This is a genomic window from Paenibacillus sp. Y280 (assembly GCF_056786335.1).
Window position 1 is genome coordinate 1 of the sequence record NZ_JBXCIW010000025.1, and the last position, 18,171, is coordinate 18,171.

At 47.1% G+C, this 18,171-nt stretch carries 18 protein-coding genes and 4 tRNA genes; all 22 read left to right on the forward strand.

Annotated elements, in window-relative coordinates:
* Nucleotides 1–42: 42 nt before the first annotated feature.
* Nucleotides 43–117: transfer RNA gene (locus AC1TPC_RS22820), tRNA-Gly, on the forward strand.
* A 7-nt stretch (nucleotides 118–124) separates the two neighbouring features.
* A tRNA-Cys gene (locus AC1TPC_RS22825) sits at nucleotides 125–198 on the forward strand.
* Between the two features lie 17 nt (nucleotides 199–215).
* Nucleotides 216–292: transfer RNA gene (locus tag AC1TPC_RS22830), tRNA-Arg, on the forward strand.
* 13 nt (nucleotides 293–305) lie between these two features.
* A tRNA-Leu gene (locus tag AC1TPC_RS22835) sits at nucleotides 306–384 on the forward strand.
* A 363-nt stretch (nucleotides 385–747) separates the two neighbouring features.
* Nucleotides 748–1,257: an N-acetyltransferase family protein gene (locus AC1TPC_RS22840; protein WP_482069099.1), complete on the forward strand. Its 510-nt coding sequence runs from the start codon at nucleotides 748–750 to the stop codon at nucleotides 1,255–1,257.
* Nucleotides 1,258–1,294: 37 nt separating this feature from the next.
* Nucleotides 1,295–1,879: a GNAT family N-acetyltransferase gene (locus AC1TPC_RS22845; protein WP_482069100.1), complete on the forward strand. Its 585-nt coding sequence runs from the start codon at nucleotides 1,295–1,297 to the stop codon at nucleotides 1,877–1,879.
* 619 nt (nucleotides 1,880–2,498) lie between these two features.
* Complete coding sequence (locus AC1TPC_RS22850; protein ID WP_482069101.1) at nucleotides 2,499–3,254, forward strand: ABC transporter ATP-binding protein; 756 nt, start codon at nucleotides 2,499–2,501, stop codon at nucleotides 3,252–3,254.
* Nucleotides 3,255–3,305: 51 nt separating this feature from the next.
* Nucleotides 3,306–3,953: an ABC transporter permease gene (locus AC1TPC_RS22855; RefSeq protein ID WP_482069102.1), complete on the forward strand. Its 648-nt coding sequence runs from the start codon at nucleotides 3,306–3,308 to the stop codon at nucleotides 3,951–3,953.
* Between the two features lie 20 nt (nucleotides 3,954–3,973).
* Entirely contained in the window at nucleotides 3,974–4,903 is a 930-nt protein-coding gene (locus tag AC1TPC_RS22860; RefSeq protein WP_482069103.1) for an ABC transporter substrate-binding protein, read from the forward strand.
* 53 nt (nucleotides 4,904–4,956) lie between these two features.
* Nucleotides 4,957–6,519, forward strand: coding sequence for an HAL/PAL/TAL family ammonia-lyase (locus AC1TPC_RS22865; RefSeq protein ID WP_482069104.1), 1,563 nt, complete (start codon nucleotides 4,957–4,959; stop codon nucleotides 6,517–6,519).
* Between the two features lie 31 nt (nucleotides 6,520–6,550).
* Nucleotides 6,551–8,161 carry an FAD-dependent oxidoreductase gene (locus AC1TPC_RS22870; RefSeq protein WP_482069105.1) on the forward strand — a complete coding sequence of 537 codons (1,611 nt, stop codon included), beginning with the start codon at nucleotides 6,551–6,553 and terminating at the stop codon, nucleotides 8,159–8,161.
* Nucleotides 8,158–8,496: a 4Fe-4S binding protein gene (locus AC1TPC_RS22875; RefSeq protein ID WP_482069106.1), complete on the forward strand. Its 339-nt coding sequence runs from the start codon at nucleotides 8,158–8,160 to the stop codon at nucleotides 8,494–8,496. Before AC1TPC_RS22870 ends, AC1TPC_RS22875 begins: the two co-directional genes overlap by 4 nt.
* 22 nt (nucleotides 8,497–8,518) lie before the next feature.
* Nucleotides 8,519–9,799: a 4-hydroxyphenylacetate 3-hydroxylase C-terminal domain-containing protein gene (locus AC1TPC_RS22880; protein ID WP_482069107.1), complete on the forward strand. Its 1,281-nt coding sequence runs from the start codon at nucleotides 8,519–8,521 to the stop codon at nucleotides 9,797–9,799.
* Between the two features lie 27 nt (nucleotides 9,800–9,826).
* On the forward strand, nucleotides 9,827–11,251 hold the full coding sequence (locus tag AC1TPC_RS22885) for a 4-hydroxyphenylacetate 3-hydroxylase family protein (RefSeq protein WP_482069108.1): 1,425 nt from the start codon (nucleotides 9,827–9,829) through the stop codon (nucleotides 11,249–11,251).
* Nucleotides 11,252–11,404: 153 nt separating this feature from the next.
* Nucleotides 11,405–12,346: an ABC transporter substrate-binding protein gene (locus AC1TPC_RS22890; RefSeq protein WP_482069109.1), complete on the forward strand. Its 942-nt coding sequence runs from the start codon at nucleotides 11,405–11,407 to the stop codon at nucleotides 12,344–12,346.
* A 128-nt stretch (nucleotides 12,347–12,474) separates the two neighbouring features.
* Nucleotides 12,475–13,362, forward strand: a complete 888-nt coding sequence (locus tag AC1TPC_RS22895) for a DUF427 domain-containing protein (RefSeq protein WP_482069110.1) — start codon at nucleotides 12,475–12,477, stop codon at nucleotides 13,360–13,362.
* A 359-nt stretch (nucleotides 13,363–13,721) separates the two neighbouring features.
* Nucleotides 13,722–14,138, forward strand: coding sequence for a DUF2203 domain-containing protein (locus tag AC1TPC_RS22900; protein WP_482069111.1), 417 nt, complete (start codon nucleotides 13,722–13,724; stop codon nucleotides 14,136–14,138).
* Between the two features lie 152 nt (nucleotides 14,139–14,290).
* Entirely contained in the window at nucleotides 14,291–15,580 is a 1,290-nt protein-coding gene (locus tag AC1TPC_RS22905; RefSeq protein WP_482069112.1) for an outer membrane protein assembly factor BamB family protein, read from the forward strand.
* A 304-nt stretch (nucleotides 15,581–15,884) separates the two neighbouring features.
* Nucleotides 15,885–16,064 carry a hypothetical protein gene (locus AC1TPC_RS22910; protein WP_482069113.1) on the forward strand — a complete coding sequence of 60 codons (180 nt, stop codon included), beginning with the start codon at nucleotides 15,885–15,887 and terminating at the stop codon, nucleotides 16,062–16,064.
* Nucleotides 16,061–16,198 carry a hypothetical protein gene (locus tag AC1TPC_RS22915; RefSeq protein ID WP_482069114.1) on the forward strand — a complete coding sequence of 46 codons (138 nt, stop codon included), beginning with the start codon at nucleotides 16,061–16,063 and terminating at the stop codon, nucleotides 16,196–16,198. The genes AC1TPC_RS22910 and AC1TPC_RS22915 overlap by 4 nt, the downstream gene beginning before the upstream one ends.
* Nucleotides 16,199–16,371: 173 nt before the next feature.
* Nucleotides 16,372–17,280 (forward strand): aldo/keto reductase, encoded by a 909-nt coding sequence (locus tag AC1TPC_RS22920; RefSeq protein ID WP_482069115.1) that lies wholly within the window; start codon nucleotides 16,372–16,374, stop codon nucleotides 17,278–17,280.
* Between the two features lie 332 nt (nucleotides 17,281–17,612).
* Entirely contained in the window at nucleotides 17,613–18,056 is a 444-nt protein-coding gene (locus tag AC1TPC_RS22925) for an Rrf2 family transcriptional regulator (RefSeq protein ID WP_482069116.1), read from the forward strand.
* Nucleotides 18,057–18,171: the final 115 nt, after the last annotated feature.

Consider the following 18,171-nt stretch of genomic DNA (forward strand, 5'->3'; position numbering starts at 1 on the left):
GTCATTCTCAGGTTCGATCCCTGAATCCCCAGCCATTCATTTGCGGAAGTGGCTCAGCGGTAGAGCATCGCCTTGCCAAGGCGAGGGTCGCGGGTTCGATTCCCGTCTTCCGCTCCATAAAGTTGGCGCCATAGCCAAGTGGTAAGGCAGAGCTCTGCAAAAGCTCTACCCCTAGTTCGAGTCTAGGTGGCGCCTCCAACTTATTTTCAAAACATGTGCCCTTAGCTCAGCTGGATAGAGCGTTTGACTACGAATCAAAAGGCCAGGAGTTCGAATCTCTTAGGGCACGCCATCTTTGTTGAGATGCCGATGTGGCGGAATGGCAGACGCGCGCGACTCAAAATCGTGAGGGAAACCGTGGAGGTTCGAGTCCTCTCATCGGCATCATTTACTTCCGTTCAAACTCTTAAGATCAATCAGATCTTAGGAGTTTTTTGTTTGCATTTGTATAATATTCCTGTTGAATAGCGTCAACATGGTTGTTTTCTAAAGGGATTTTTTGGTAAGATTGTGTGAGTATAGTTATTTAAAATAATTCAGAAAGGATGAGTGCTTATGTTTTTCGGACTATCCTCTTCCATCATCCTCATTTTCAACGGTCTATTTGCGCTGATGGGCATCTATTGCCTTTATTTATTGATTAAATTTTTAATTCGGGCAATTCAAGCGCTAGATATTCATTTGGATGAAAAGAGAAATAGACATTTATAATGATGGCGATTTTACGCAAAAGAGGAGGGAAATACTGTGCCGTCCGATTTTATAATTAGCGAGCTGTCCGAAATGTCGGAGAAAAGGCTAGGAAGTCTTGCTTCATTACTCGTTGAGATAGTCGATGAAGGAGCCTCCATCGGTTTCTTGCCTCCATTAAGCTTGGCAGAAGCGACTTCGTATTGGTCACAGGTCATCCATGATGATGTTATTTTATGGATCGCAGAGCGGAATGGAGAAACGGCAGGTTCTGTTCAATTGCACCTTTGCTCGCGTCCTAATGGAACACACCGCGCTGAAATTGCGAAGCTCATGGTTCATCCACATGCCCGCCGCAAAGGGCTGGGACATATGCTGATGGCTGCGGCAGAAGAAAGGGCAAGAGAGGAAAATCGCAATTTGCTCGTCTTAGATACTCGGGCTGGCGATCCCTCTAATCGATTATATTGCTCTATGGATTATATAGAGGCAGGGCGAATTCCTCGTTACGCAAAATCTGCAGATGGGGAGCTTCATGACACGGTGTATTATTATAAAAACTTATAGATGATACCATTAAACTAGGTTTAGGAGGCATGCCTTTATGAGCGATTTGTTTTCCAATCCCATTTTGTTATCCATTCCCGAAAGTATTGAAAGCGATCGACTGCTCATTCTTGCACCGAAATGGGGAGACGGAATTCAGCTAAATGAGGCGGTCATTGAAAGCGGCAACGAGCTTAAGCCATGGATGCCATGGGCACAAAGCATTCCCACAGTTGAGGAATCGGAAATCGTCATTAGGCGCGCACGTTTAAGGTACCTGGAGCGCACCGATTTGATGCTATTGCTGTTCCTGAAGGAGACAGGTCAGCTCATCGGCAGCAGTGGTCTTCATCGAATCGATTGGGAATCACGGAAGTTCGAGATCGGCTATTGGGGCCGTTCAGCATTTAGTGGCAACGGTTATATTACGGAAGCGGCTGAAGCGATAACGAATTTTGCTGTCCACGATCTAAACGCCAATCGCGTTGATATACGCTGTGACTCACGAAATCAACGAAGCGCGCGAGTAGCGGAACGATTAGGTTTTACGTTAGAAGGCATTCTTCGTTCTGAAAAATGTGCAATTGACGGCTCGCTGCGAGATACGATGATATTTGCAAAGGTGAGAGGGAAAGAGTTTTGACGACGATCATGGACACATGGTCAAGCTCATCCCAGCAATGATTTTGGGCAAAAAGAAGTTACTATATCCTATTGAGACTCATTGATAAATCTTTTGAAAATGATCGGTGAAGGCCAAGTGCCTTATGCTGGTCATTTTTTTTTGTTGTTAGACGCGATTGCAATCATTTATGGCTTGTGCCGAATCCAATTAGCTCCATTAATGTTCATTATTAAAAAAATTGCTGATTACAGTCTTCATTAAAATCTCATTTCGGTGTAGTTGATGAAGAAGGGCTCGCGAATCTGGGATTTGATTAAACGCCTATGAAAGTAAAACTTAAGCAAAATAGCTGGATCTACATCGTGGATTTCGATAATTCTTTAATTCCTATAAGAATACTTGAAATTACCATTGACATTACTGATTAATGCTAATAATATTACATCAGTAGCTTATTACAAGTTTTGCATAGTAATTATAAAGTTACAAATCTTAATCATTGTATTTAGATGGTTATTTAATCACATATTAGACTGACCATACAAATGGAGGTCTTATTTTTCCGAATAAAGGGAGAAATAAGTCCTTTTATTTGTTTAATTATTTTTATTTAACTTTTTTTAAGGAGGATGATGGAATGAGTGGGAATGCAGTAGAATTTATTGGAGTCAGTAAGAGCTATGGCTCCAGCAGCGTATTGAAAAACTTTGATCTGGTCATTCCAAAAGAAAAAATCATTACGATAATCGGGCCCTCCGGTTGCGGGAAGACGACACTGCTTAAAATGATCAATCGATTGATTGAACCGGAATCCGGGCAAATCCTGCTGGAGGGAAAAGTTATCAGCAGTCTCGATCCCGTGGAGTTGAGGCGAAACATTGGATATGTTATTCAGCAGATCGGCTTGTTTCCTCATATGACAATTGAGCAGAACATCTCCATTGTGCCCAGACTAAAAGGTGAGAAAAAACAGCAGTTGATTGCAAGGGCCACGGAACTACTGGATTTAATCGGCCTAGACCCGGCTAAGTTCCTTAAACGGTATCCCCATGAGCTTAGTGGCGGACAGCAGCAGCGAATCGGCGTTGCTCGTGCCCTGGCTGCCAATCCTTCGATTGTGCTGATGGATGAGCCGTTCAGCGCGCTCGACCCTATTAGCCGTGTTCAATTGCAAAAAGAACTCATTCATTTAAATAAACAGGTTCGAAAAACAATTGTATTCGTCACTCATGATATTGAAGAAGCACTGAAGATCGCAGATCAAGTCGTTTTGCTTAATGAAGGGACAATTGTTCAACAAGGTTCACCTAATGCGCTATTGCAATCACCCATAAACAATTTTGTTCGCGATTTTCTAGGTGCGGAAAGGTTTCCGCTTGCATACAACCTTTAAACTTTATTGTGGGGTTGCACATTCAACCAATTTGAGAAAGGAAATAACTGCATGATTGAATTCTGGGAGATCCTCCGAACAAATTGGCAAGAAATTTTGCAAAAAACAATCGAGCATTTTCAATTGTCGTTCATTTCAGTCCTCATAGCTTGTGCGATAGCGATACCCGCAGGCATTTATGTTTCTACGCATAAACGGCTAGCCAATATTATGATTACAGTGGTGTCTGTTATTCAGACGATCCCAAGTTTGGCGTTATTTGGATTCATGATTCCGCTGCTCGGCATCGGAGTTAAACCCGCAATCATTGCTCTTACACTATATGCGCTTTTCCCGGTCTTGCAAAATACGTACGTTGGCATAAGTGGTGTTAATCCTGCTTTGATTGAAGCAGGGACGGGAATGGGCATGACACGGTTGCAAATATTGCGGATGGTGCAGCTGCCTATTGCCAGGAGCATCATTATGGCGGGCGTAAGACTTGTTACTGTTCAAACCATCAGCATGGCCACCATTGCCACTTATATTGCAGCGGGCGGACTCGGAGACATTATTACGCGGGGCATATCGATGATTAACACGTCAATCATTTTGCTAGGGGCGATACCGGTATCATTATTGGTTATTATTATTAATTTATTATTGCTTGGTTTGAATCGTATCTTAACACCGAAAGGTTTAAGACATAAAATAAAATGAACTTAAGAGGGGTATTTATTATGAATGGATTTAGACAGACACATCGTTGGTTGAAGGCATCGTGGGTGGCAGGACTCGTCATTATCTTGCTCGCTGCTACTACAGGCTGCGGCAAGTTGGAGGAAGGAACTGGCAAGACGGACACAATCAATATTGCTACAAAAGGTTTTGCAGAGTCGGATGTTTTGGCCAATATGATTAAATTGCTGATTGAGAATGATACCGATCTGAAGACAAACGTTAAAAAGCTGGATAATAACCTGTTATGGGAAGCCATCAAATCAGGGTCTGTGGATACCTATGTGGAATATACCGGAACTGCACTTCTCAATATGCTCAAAGCCGAACCGGAATATGACCCGCAAAAGTCATATGACATCGTGAAGAAGAAATTAGCAGAAAATTTTAATATTACAGTGTTGGACCCTGTTGGTTTTAACAATACTTACACGTTCGTGCTGCGCAAGGAGTTGGCTGAGAAATATAATATTTCGACCATGTCGCAGTTGGCGGAAAAATCAAGTGAGATTATATTTGGTACAAACCAGCAGTTTCTTAAACGAAAGGATACTTGGCCATTGATTCAGGAGAAATACAACATGAAATTTAAAGAAATTAAGCCATTTGAGAACAAATCGTTATCTTATCAGGCTATTCAACAAGAATTAATAGATTCTACCAATCTAGACACGACAGATAGTAAACTTCTAATTTCCAACTTTGTTGCATTAGAGGATGATCAGAATGTGTTTGTACCTTATTATGCGATTCCTGTTATCTATTCCAGCACCTTAAAGAAACATCCAGAGCTCGAAAAAACCATCAACAAACTTTCTGGTAAGATCACGGTGGAAGATATGCAGAGGCTTAACGGGGAAGTCGAGCAGCAACTCAAACCCCCAATTGATGTAGCAAGAAATTGGCTAAAAGCTCAGGGACTAATTAAATAGATCTTGCAAACACAGGATGCACAGTTGTCAAGCATCCAAAGGAGTGATGACAGTTGGAGACAGTTAATCAAACGATACGCAACCATCATAGCGCCGCAGGCGAAGCGCTGATTCTGAACGGGAAGCGAATGACGATTCAAGATGTCTATGATGTCGCTCATCACGGCAGGTCTGTGAAAATCTCGGAAGAGGCCATGAACCGTGTAGAAGCTGCGAGAAAACTGGTATTAGAGCTGGTTGAGGAGGACGTACCGGTATATGGCTTTAACCGGGGAGTAGGATGGAACAAGGATAAGGTGGTTGCGCCGGCGGTTTTTGAACAATTTAACCGCAACCTGATTTTGTCGCATAGTTCCGGGGTAGCACCTTATGCCACTGAAGCAGAAGTACGGGCAGTTATGGTTGCCAGACTGAATACACTGCTGCTTGGCTGCACAGGCTCGCAATCCACGATACCTGTGCGTTATGCCGAATTTTTGAATCTTGGCATTCATCCTCTACTGCCGCTCAGAGGCTCTGTAGGAGCAGCAGATATTACAACCGTTACGCATATCGGCCTTGCCTTTATCGGAGAGGGGGAGGTCGATAGGGGAGGAGAGCGGCTCTCGGCGGACGCTGCGCTGAGGGAGGCTGAGCTTGAGCCGCTTGTACTCGGGCCAAAAGACGGGCTATCACTGATTTGTACCAACGCATTATCTGCGGGAACAGGAGCTCTGGCGCTGCATGAATGCGGAGAACTGTTGAAGCTTGCTGATATTGTATTCGCGTTGTCTCTGGAAGCCATTCGCGGCAATGTCAGCCCATTGGATGAAGCGGTCCATCGGGTACGCCCGTTTCCCGGTCAGCTGCAAAGCCTGTCCCATATCAAAAGCTTGCTTAAGGGGAGCGATCTATGGGACAGCTATAATCCGGAATCGCTGCAGGACCCGCTCAGCTTTCGCGATGCCTGCCAGATTCATGGGGCTGCCTACGATGCGTTCCGTTACACGAAAGATCAACTGGAAATCCAGCTTAATAGCTCGGACGATAATCCGTGCGTGATAGTAGAAGAACGTAGGATTATCTCTTGCGCCAATTATGAGCCGGTATCCTGGACGCTCGGTTTTGAAATGCTTGGGAGTGCGCTTCATCACATATCCAAGAGCGCTTGTTATCGGACGATCAAGTTAGGTACGCCTGCTTTTACGGGATTAAGCCGTTTTCTGACTGCAGACGAAAGCCGTTCGATCGGCTATTGCACCGTACAGAAGACGATTACTTCACTGGACACGGAAATTCGCCATCTCATTAATCCTGCTTCTTCTGATTATTTCTCACTCGCCGGGGACATCGAGGATCATGCAGCCAATTCGCCGTTTGTTGTAGCCAAAACACGTGAAATCATCGACCGGCTTCACATTGTACTCGGTATTGAGGCGCTTCATGCAGCACAGGCCATTGATTTGCGGGGTGGTATTCGTCTGGGCAAAGGCACCGGAGCTGCTTATCAAGCGATTCGCTCGGTTGTCCCTTTTCTAGCTGAGGATCGAAATTTATCGGTAGATATCGCACAGGCATACGGGTTGTTGAAAAACGGACAATTACTCTCACGGGTAAGAGAGGCATTGGATCAGTAAGCATGAAATTAAGGAAGGCGGGCTGATAGAAATGAGTAAGGAAGGATTGAAGCTGCAAGCCGATGTACTCATTATAGGCGGCGGACCTGCTGGCGCATGGGCTTCCATTACTGCAGCGGAGCAAGGGGCAAGTGTCATTCTCGTTGACAAGGGCTATTGCGGAACAAGCGGGGCGACGGCACCGGCTGGGACGGGGCTTTGGTATATAAAGCCGAATGAACAAGAGCGTGAAGAGGCGATGATGAGCCGGGCAGAGCTTGGCGGACATCTGGCGGACCGACAATGGATGCTGCGCGTTCTCGATCGTACCTATCATAATATACATCAAATCCGGGACTGGGGTTATCCTTTCCCGATCGATCAAACGGGCGAGTTTAATTATAGCAGTGTGCAAGGACCGGAATATATGCGGCTGATGCGCAAGCGCGTACAGAAAGCTGGCGTACGCATATTGGATCATAGCCCGGCACTGGAATTGCTTGCCGATAGCCATGGTGTAGCTGGGGCAACAGGCATTCAGGATCAGACTGGGCAAACATGGCGTATTGATGCCGCAGCGGTCGTTATCGCCACAGGCGGATGCGCATTTCTAAGCAAGGCGCTGGGTACCAATGTTCTGACTGGTGACGGTTATCTGATGGCTGGAGAAGCTGGAGCGGAATTTTCGGGTATGGAATTTTCAACAGCCTATGCGATCGTTCCGCATTTTTCATCGGTGACGAAGACAGTTTTTTACACTTTTGCAACGTTCTATCATGAGGATGGCAGAGTCGTCGAAGGAGCGGGATCGCGAAGAGGCCGTTCGGTCATTGCCAAGACTCTGCTTAAAGAGCCGGTCTACGCACGTCTGGACAAAGCGGACGAAGCCTTGAAGCTGGCAATGAGAAAAGCGCAGCCAAATTTCTTCCTCTCCTTCGACCGGCTTAAAATCGATCCCTTTACGGAGAAATTCCCTATCACACTCAGGTATGAAGGAACGGTCAGGGGCACAGGAGGCATTAACATTGTGGATGAAACCTGTGCCACCAAGGTTCCCGGTCTATATGCGGCAGGTGACGCAGCGACCCGCGAGCTGATATGTGGCGGATTTACAGGCGGTGGCAGCCACAATGCGGCATGGGCGATGTCTTCAGGTTACTGGTCAGGCGAAGGTGCAGCCCGATTTGCATTGAAGCAGGGAGCACACCGCTTGGATAGAAATGCCCGCGGCTTGTCAGAGCAATCAGGAGTGCCGACACAACCTAACTCACACAAAAGCGCTGTGAATACCGAAGAACTGACCCGACTTGTTCAAGATGAAGTGTTTCCGTATGACCGTAATTGGTTCCGGAGCGAGCAGGGCCTTACGGACTCGCTGGGACGTCTGAACCAGTTATGGCACGAAATCAAACAGGGAGTAAGCACAGGAGAAGGCAGTACGATAAGTGTGAGAGAAGCCGCCGCTATGACGGCTACTGCCAGATGGATGTACGAAAGCGGCCTCGAGAGAAGGGAAACGCGGGGCATGCATGTACGAACGGATTTTCCGGGTAAGGATGCTGCCCAACACTACCGCTTGATTAGCGGTGGTCTGGATAAAGTTTGGGTTAAGCCGCATACTGGCCCATACTCTGGGAACATAAGGGAGGCAATCCGCCCATGATCGAGATATTGAGTGCCGACCGCTGTATTAGCTGCAATCAATGTGTAAGGATCTGCCCGACCAACGTATTTCAGGAAGTACCTGATGATATTCCGGTCATTGCCAGGCAATCGGCCTGCCAAACCTGCTTTATGTGCGAGCTGTATTGTCCTGTTGATGCGCTTTACGTGTCGCCTAACGCCGATCGAATAGAGAGGATTGAAGAGTCGACCGTTATTGAAGATGGACTTCTTGGCAGCTACCGCGAATCGGTTGGATGGGGAAGAGGCAGAAAATCCACCGCTTCGGATGATGAATCCTATATCGTCTTCCATGCAGCGCGCTCTTCCCATTAGATCAAAGAGGAGGAAAGTGAAAATGAGCACATCACATGATCTGTCATTCAAAATCGGATCAAAAGCAGCCTTTTACAACAGAGAACAACATTTACCGTCACAGGTTCAGCAAGCGTTGCAACAGGAGTGGAACAGCATATCTCAGGAACTGGAGGCACTGGAAGGTGAGAGCTGGAAGCAAGCTTATACCCTCCCCAAATCATTGGATCAATTGCGTTCTAAACGATCCGGCTGGTATCAAATTGCTGGCGGCAGCTCCGTATTTGCAAGCGGTTTGAGCGATTATGCCCATTCTTTATGGTCCGGCTGGTACGGCAACAGGGAGCTCGATCAGATCAGGGAGCATCTTGATGCCCAGCGGTTGGCGAATTTGTTCGAGTCTGCTTTGCGAGAGCGCAGCAGGCTGACGACCTCTTTTCATAAGATCAAGCCACTTGCAGCGGGTTCTGAGACGATTCATCCTATCATAAGTGTGACGGAGAGCGGCATTCGGTTACAAGGCAAGCAAACCTTTGGAGCAGACGCCCTATTTGCGGACGAATTGCTGGTGTTCTTCAACCAGGAAGGGGAGAGAGTCTCGTCAGGAATCGCTGTTATTCCAGTAAGCAGCGAGCAATTGGAGGTTCAGGTACACGCTGATTTGCAGGCGGGCATTACTGTCATCTATAACAGCATCGTCATACCTTGGGAACGCATATTGGTGAATAACGATGCAGCGGGTGTCAAGCAGTTGACTCAGCAGCCTGCTGCTGTATCTCTTGCCGATTATCAATGGATTGCAAGACAGCTGGACGTGCTGGAGCTAATAGCCGGAACAGCATTTGCGCTTGCAGAAGAGAATGGCTTGAACAAGGAACTACATATTCAGACGTCTTTAGGCGAAATTGTGCAGCATCTTGAAGTGCTGAAAGCATTCATTTTCACAGCTGAAGAAGGAGCGAGCGCTAACGAAGCGGGTCTGTTCCTCCCTTCCGCTACCCCGCTGCAGGCGGCAAAGAAAGCCGGAGGATCATATATTCATCATGCGCTGGATGTGCTCGATCGAGTTAGCCAAAGCGCAATTTTGGATTCTCCGCACTTGTCTTTTTCCGGTCAGCGCGGTAACGGGGAGAAGGCAACACTGCTGCACGGAGTGTTGACACTTATAGGCGGCGAACAGGCTTATCGAAGAAAGCAGCATGAGCTCTATACGTTTGGCGATCCGATCGTACAATCGGCTCTGTTTTATCAACAATATGCGTTTGATTTCTACAAAGAGCTGTACACAAAGTTTTGGAGCAAGGTTGGTACTCCAGCAAGATAATATATTTATGAATAGGGAGTGAGCGAATTGTCATCTGGCAAACGATATATTGAGCGTTTAAATGACGGAAGACAAGTATGGCTGAATGGAGAATGGGTAAAGGATCTCCCCTCGCATCCCGACTTCCGGGGCACAGTTGCATCTATAGCATCCATTTTAGATTTGCAGGATGATCCGGGCATCGGCCCGCAGCTTACTTTTGAGACGGAAACAGGGGTTAAGGCGAATTTGGCTTATTTAATACCTACCGAAAAAGAAGACAATATCCGCCGAGGCCATTCCTTTAAAATCTGGTCGGATGCAACGTTCGGTGTAATGAGCAGGGTTGCAGGTTCCTATCGGTCCCAAATTACAGGTCTTTATATTAATCGGAATTTCATCAATCAGGAGCAGCCTCATTTTGCTGAGAGAATCGAAAACTATTTTAAATATGTACGAGATAACGACCTCCTCATCACTTCGGCTGGTCATGATCCGCAAGTCGATCGCAGCAAGCTCGCCCATGATCTGGGGGATTTATACACCGCTGTCCGAATTGTGAGGGAAACGGAAGACGGAATCATCGTTCGCGGGGCTAAGATGATTGCTACTGGGGGGGCCTACCTGGATGAAATTATTATTTCTCCACTCGCCAAAAAAACAGCAGCCGAAAAGGAATATGCGAGTTTATTCGTGATTCCTGCCAATAACCCGGGCGTATACCAGATTAGCCGTGAATCGTTTGCATCCCAGGAGGAAGAAGATCATCCGCTAAGCTCGCGTTATGATGAGATGGATACCGTCATTGTGTTCGATGATGCACTGATTCCCTGGGAGCGGGTGTTGGTGAAAGAAGATCCGGATACATTGTGGAAGCTGCGTACAGATCATGTATCCAATGGATTCGGACTGCATGAAATTGTCGTGAGACTCGTAAGCAAGCTGGAATTCGTCACCGCTGTTGCCGTTGAGCTTGCCGAATCGATTAACATTACCAAATTCGCGCATGTGCAGGAGAAACTTGCGGAGCTGGCTTTCCAGGTGGAATCCGTCAAGGCGTTATGGTATTCATCCGAGCATAAGGGTACGCTTCATCCTCTAGGCGTGTGGCTGCCAAGCAAGCAGGAGCTTGCCACAGCCAAAAATTTGGGCAACAAATACTACCCGCGAGCAATTGAAATTTTGCAGCAGTTATCGGGATCGGGTATGCTGCAGGTCCCTTCGAGACTGGACGATCTGCGGGGGCCGCTAGGGCCGCAATTGCAGAAATATTTCCGGGGTTCCGACCGCAGCGCCGAGGAGCGCGGGAAACTGCTTAAGCTGTCCTGGGAATTGGTGGGCAGCCAACTTGGTGCAAGACATGAACTCTATGAGCGTTTCTATGCCGGAGACCCGGCGCGAACCTTTGCGGTTCAATATCTGGACTATGATAAACGTGAGCTTCTTGCCAAAGCAAGGGCGAAATTCGGTTAATATCAGGAATGTTCCGCAATCAGATATAACACTGATCGACCAAACGGTTGGAGGTCTTGTTTTCCCTCAAGGGGAGAACAAGGCTTTTTTTATAAAATTTGTCTGCATGCATTATCAACCAACAAATTCATTTAGTCGAGAGGGGATTATCAGATGAAAGAAACATTCGGGCACAGCAGAAGCAATCACAAGAAGGGGGGAGGGAGATACAGAAAAGCTGTAATCGGCCTAGGACTTTTGATTCTGCTCCTTGCAGGCTGCTCCAATCCTGGAGGAGGTGCTTCCGATACCATTCAGATTGCTACTAAAGGCTTTGCGGAATCAGATATTTTGGCGAATGCCTATAAGCTGCTTATTGAGCAGGATACCGATTTGAAGACAAATATTGAAACACTGGACAACGCGCTGCTATGGGGTGCAGTTAAGGAAAAGAAAGTTGATTTTTATGTAGAATACACCGGTACGGCCCTCATTAATATATTGAAGGCAGAGCCGGAATTTGACCCGCAGAAGGCATATGACAAGGTGAAGGCGGAGCTAAAAGCAAATAATCAACTTACGACGCTTGACCCGCTCGGCTTCAACAATACGTATGCTTTTGCACTGCATAAAGATATCGCGGAGAAATACGGAATTAAGACCACCTCGCAGCTTGCGGAGAAATCCAGTGAACTGACCTTTGGCGCAAGCGAAGAATTTTTGAATCGCCCAGACGCCTGGCCGCCGATATTGAAAGTATACAATCCTAAATTCAAGGAAATCAAAACCATTCAAGATACGGGCTTGGCCTTCAAAGCTATCGAGCAAGGGCTGATCGATTCGTTTATTCTTTACACGACACATAGCCACATTACGGTGAAGCCTATCGTGGTGCTTGAAGATGACAAGCATGTCTTCCTGCCTTACTATGCTGTGCCGCTCGTCCGCGACGAAGTGCTGGAGAAGCATCCCGAGCTGAATGAGGTGCTTAACAAGCTGGCCGGCAAAATTTCGGAAGCCGAGATGCAGAGGTTGAATGGGGAAGTGGAGCTGAAGCAGAGGCCTGCGCTGGATGTCGCCAAAGAATGGCTGACGGCGAATGGCTTATTAAAGTAATAAAGCACGATAATCTTGGGGGAAGAAGCATGCTTTATGTAACCAGCGTGCTGCGTTTGCTGCATGTTTGCAGGGGAGTAAAGCTGCTTCGGATTATGTTTTATTTTCTATAAAGGGGTTGGTTGAAAATGACTCACCATGATCCAAGTACGAACATTTCAATTAAACGCGTGCCATTCATCATATCAGATGCGGAAAGGCGTGTCATTCCGCGCTTTGAGAAACGTTCGGTCGATGCTGTACTGCCCACGGAGAGCTCAACTCTGACACGTCGCTTTGCCCCGTATCCTGATCGCTTCACCTTCGAATCGAGCGCACGATGGATTCGCGCTGTGGTTGGCGAGATTGCGGTGGTCGACAGCCGTTCGCAGATTCTGGTATGGGAGCCGAGGCACAAGGTTCCCGAGTATGGCTTTCCTATCGAGCACGTGCGAACGGATTTGCTAATACCGTCACAGGAAAGACCGGGACCTCAAGAGTTTTACAGGCCGCAAACGACGGACGTGAGCTGGTTCGATCTAGAGCTCGGAGAACGCTACATACCGTTCGCGGCATGGTCATGGAACGTCGAGGGACTTAAGGGCTATCTTGGAGTCAACTGGTTTCACGGCGTGCTCGATGGCTGGTTTGAGGAGGATCAGCCCGTGATGACCCATCCGCGTGATCCGTACAACCGGGTTGATGCCCTGCCGAGCAGCCGCCATGTGGTCGTGTGGGCGAATGGCCGAGTGATTGCGGAGACGCATGACCCTGTACTTGTGTACGAGACTGGCTTGCCGGTCAGATATTATTTTCCGGTAGACGACGTAGATTTCAGCACGCTGGTTAAAACCGACTATTGGAGCGAGTGCCCCTATAAGGGGTACTCGGATGGATATTGGCGTCTGAGCGAAGATGATGTCAACGTTGCATGGTCATATTCGGATCCGCGTCCGGAGCTATCTGAGATAGCGGGTCGCATTGCCTTCTACAACGATCGCGTTCAACTTATTGTGGACGGCGAGCCAGAGGACTGATGCATATGCTTTGACCGTCAGCCACACTCTTACTACTCAATTTTTTATTTCTTCAACGTTCTCTCGTAGTCTTCAAAACGAATTTTTCGAATTTGTCTCCGGTCCGATGACCGAACAATAATACCCTCCGACTTTCTGGAGGCTTGCACGAATCTCATTTTCTCATCCTCATCTCCTTATCAAATGAATTTTTCTTATATGGACGCGCCAATGCTATAGGAGTATTCGGTAAAGAGTTCTGTTTTTCCTTTCTGTGCGGCGAATGAGAGGATTGCTATGCTTTTGGGCAAAAAGAGGTTACCATATCCTATAGAGGCTCATCGATAAAGAAGCGCAATCGGATAAGGAGTGTACATAGGATGGAGAATAAAACCTTTACGCTAGACGAAGCGAACGAGCTGCTGCCGCAATTGAAGGAGGATTTAAAGCTGCTTCAGCAATTAACGGCGCAGTTCGAGAACTTATATGTAGATTATCAGAAGGAAAAAGCAGTGTATGAGGAATCCTTAGCTGCTGTACAAGGAAGCGAGGATCCTTTCTTCGAGCAGGAAAGTCAGCTGGAATTCATGAAGATGGAGGCGGACCTGCTGATTGACAACTTTTCGCGAAAAGGCGTGCTTTTGAAAATGATCAATCCAGGGCTGATCGATTTTCCAGCCGTGCTGGATGGCGAGGATATTCTCATTTGCTGGAAGGAAGGGGAAGAGCATATTAGCCATTATCATGGCTGGCATGATGGCTTTGTTGGAAGAAAGCCTTTCCCGAAACAAGGATGATAATAAGGATGAAATAGAAAATGATCGGTGAAGGCAAAGTGCCTTAAGCTGGTCATTTTTTTGTTGTTAGGCGGTATTGTAAATGTGCAACATTTTCCATTTTTTTGCGTATGTAAGTAGGCATTTAAATCGAAAAGATAAGCAGGTGCTGTATGAGAAAATGGATATCGAATTTTGCCCGCGGCTTGATCATGACCTGTTGCTCGCTGCTGCTCGCCGGTACGGTTGTATCGGCAGCAGTGGATCCGCATACCTCCTATGTGGGAGACAATGAGGAGACAGCCATCGTTGCGCCAATCGTGAAGCCGAAGTGGTCATTAGCTTACGACGGAATAGCAGCGACAGGGGAAGGCAAAGCCTTTTATATGCAAAAGGGTAAAGTGATAGCGGTGAATATTCAAACCGGAAAGAAGCTATGGGAATACGGCACCCAGTTGAAAGCTCCACTCGTGTACGAGGAAGGACGAATTTATGTCAATTCCAGCTCTGGACGTGTGCATGCCGTTCATTCGGCTTCAGGCAAGAAAGCTTGGGTAACTCCGACAAACGCCAAAGCTATTGATGATCTTGTCGTTGAGGGCGATCAGCTCTTTGTGCTGGATGGAGATATTACAGCGTACAGCATCAAAAGTGGAAAACGCCAGTGGCGTGATAACTATATTGAGTTTCTGCCCGGTAAAATGCTGATCAATGGAGATTATATATGGATGGCAAATGAGCTGTCGGGAGCGTATACATACTCGCTGCTTCATGCTTTTAACAGGAAGACAGGGGAGGAAGTATGGAATCAGCCTTATTACGGCTTGCCAATTGCAGCGAAGGACGGGACCGTCACGGTGCAGAAACACGTAAACCTGTTTGAGCCTGGCCCTTTGACGAAGCTGGATACAATCGATATGAAAACGGGGAAAGTATTGAGGAGCGTACGCTATAATCCTCTGCATATTAATTTGGAAATAGGTGAATTCGGTAATGAAGGAGAGGCTTGGCTTAGCGAAGGCTACGTATATGTCAGCCTAGACTCCAAAGTATATCGTTATCCTGGAAACGCTGATCCGGCCACAACGGCTCCAACCGTCTATGCTCCTGAGTTTGTAAAGGAAAAAACATTTGACTATGCGGCAGGCCCGTATAACGGAAAATTGCTCTTTACGGACGGTCGCCGCATTTACGGTGTCAAACTAGCGAATAAGACGACAGTTTCCTACAATGATGGATTAACAGGACTGATCGCTCGATTTGATTTAATTGGTCGTGGAATATATGCAGCGCAAACGGATGGCACATTATCTGTTATTGATCTAGCATCAACCCGTCCCGTGCTGCAAATGAAAACGGGCAGCAGAGTGTTTGGCGAGACACTTTCGGAGAGCGGCATGATCATAGTGCAGGCAAAGGGCAAGCTGCTCGCCTTCAAAGAGCCCGCCAGCTTGAGAAATTAATCCAGATGCATCGGTTGTGGATTGAGGGAGCAAAGCTGAACGGAGTTCGACTAGGCTCTCTTCCATGGAGAATAGATCTAAAATGTAGATTTATTCCACGCAAACCAGTCATATTTGCTGTAATAAGTCTAGAAAATAGTCCAATCTCAGCGCCCCCACCCACTATATGATCATTGGAGCGTCGTTCGATCACACATAGATCTAGATTGTAGATCTATTCGCAAAAAACTAGCCGCAAATTACGACAGGCGAGGCAACGGAGGGAACGACCGGTATCGGCGCCTCGATCTTTTCTTATGAGAACATGGTAATTGGCTCGTTGAATGTGGCAGGGCTTTCTCTTCGATTTACGGAGGATACGATTGAAAGAAACAGCTCACTCGTCAAAAAATACGCGGATCTCATTTCAAACGAGCTTGGCTATCGCTACAAGCTGCTTGGCTTGATGAGACGGATTTGCTCGTTATTTGCGGCGGTCCGATGAGCTGGGAGCATGTACTCGGGCTGCAATTCCATCTGGAGACGACACCAGCTTGCATTGAATCGATGTTTGCGCATTGGTCCTCCGAGCTGATCGATGCTCCGTATATTCAGACGGAAGAGCATATTCGAGGGTAATTCGCTCAAAGCGAGCCTTCGATTAAAGTGCTCCACCGTATATTGGATCAGATTTGGATCAGATTACTGCCTATGCAGAGGCAACGTGCCCTACAACAACAATAGACGGAAATGGCTGAATGTGAGATTTATTTTTTGAAAATAGGATCGGATAATGAAGGGAGTGTTCAAGGATGAAGCGCAATCGTCTAGGAAAATCAGAGCTCTACGTAAGTGAAGTCGGTCTTGGCTGCATGTCGCTTGGGACGGACAAGGAGAAGGCGGCAGCTCTCGTGCATGAAGCTATTGACGGGGGCATCAATTTTCTGGATACGGCAGATCTTTATAATGAAGGGCTTAATGAGGAAATTGTCGGTGAGGCCATTCGGGGAAGGCGTTCAGAGGTTATACTCGCCACAAAGGTCGGCAATCGCTGGGAGCCTGGCAAGGAAGGCTGGACATGGGACCCGTCCAAGGCTTATATCAAGGCAGCAGTGAAGGACAGCCTAAGGAGGCTTCAAACGGACTATATTGATCTCTATCAGCTGCATGGGGGTACGCTGGAAGATCCTATCTCGGAGACCATAGAGGCGTTCGAGGAGCTTAAGCAGGAGGGGCATATTCGTTATTACGGCATATCCTCCATTCGGCCGAACGTCATTCGCGAGTACGTGGAGCGATCAAATATCGTCAGTGTGATGAGTCAATACAGCATATTGGATAGAAGGCCGGAAGAGTATGTACTTTCGCTGCTGGCAGAGAAGGGGTTAAGCTTAATTGCCCGCGGTCCGGTGGCAAAAGGAATTTTGACTGATGATGGCGCTGGGAAAGCGGAGAAAGGTTATTTGGATTACGGCAAGGAAGAGCTCTCAACACTGCGTGCTGCATTGCTCAAAACGGGAGATGGCTCCCGTGACATGGCCCATACGGCAATCCGATATGCACTAGCCCATCCGGCTGTAGCGACGGTTATTCCTGGCGCAAGCTCTTCCAGGCAATTGCTGCACAATATAGCGGCGTGTGAGGCTGCACCGCTTACGCCACTTGAATTAGAAGCTATTCAGGGCATTAGCCGAAGCAGCCGATATGAGCAGCACCGCTAGAATAAGGATGAGAAAGATGATTGGGCAAAATTGGAATTCCGCTGTTTTATAAAGAAATATAAGCGGGAGCTTGGGTTGAGCAGAATATTCGGAATGAGGGCAGCTGTGGCCTGCAGCTTAATTTCAAGGACCCGGACGGCAATAAGTATCAAGTATGGCAGCAGCCGGCATCATTGGATAAAATTCGGTCTATTCTATCGATTTGAGAAGGGGACAGAGAGAGAAAGCTATGCGAGCACTTTCTCTCTGTGCTATTCTTAGATTGGAAGGTTTGACTTTATCAACTGTATGCAATAATATTACAGTATCCTTCTTGAGAGGGAGTTGTGAAAATGAATAGTGAATTTACGGTAGCGGTTCACAGTCTCGTGCTGTTAGCCTATTTGCCTGATCATATGGCCAGCAGCGATACGATCGCTCGGAACGTTTCGACGAATCCAACGCGCATTCGCAAAATTATGAGCACGCTGCGGAAGCACGGATTTGTGAAGACGAAGGAAGGAATCGGCGGCGGATATATTTTGAACTGCGAGCCGGGCGATGTTACGCTTGCTCAAATTTACCGCGCAATTTCTGGCGGCACGCTGAAGCCTCACTGGTGTTCCGGCAACCCGGAGGAGGATTGTCTCGTATCGGCTAATATTCAGGCTGTTATGGATCATTTTTTCTATGAAGCTGAGCAGCATTATGAGGCTTACCTGGAGCAAAATACGCTGCAAACCGCTTTGGATAAGATCCGAAAATGTCAGCAGCAGTATAAAACACAGCAGGTTTAATATGTTTGTACGGATGCGAGGAATACGGCTGCTTCAACAACAATTAGCGGTAAAACGATAAAAGGCAGTTTTTACCGCTGATTGTTGCTGTCGTACTAGAAAAGCAGCTTTTTAC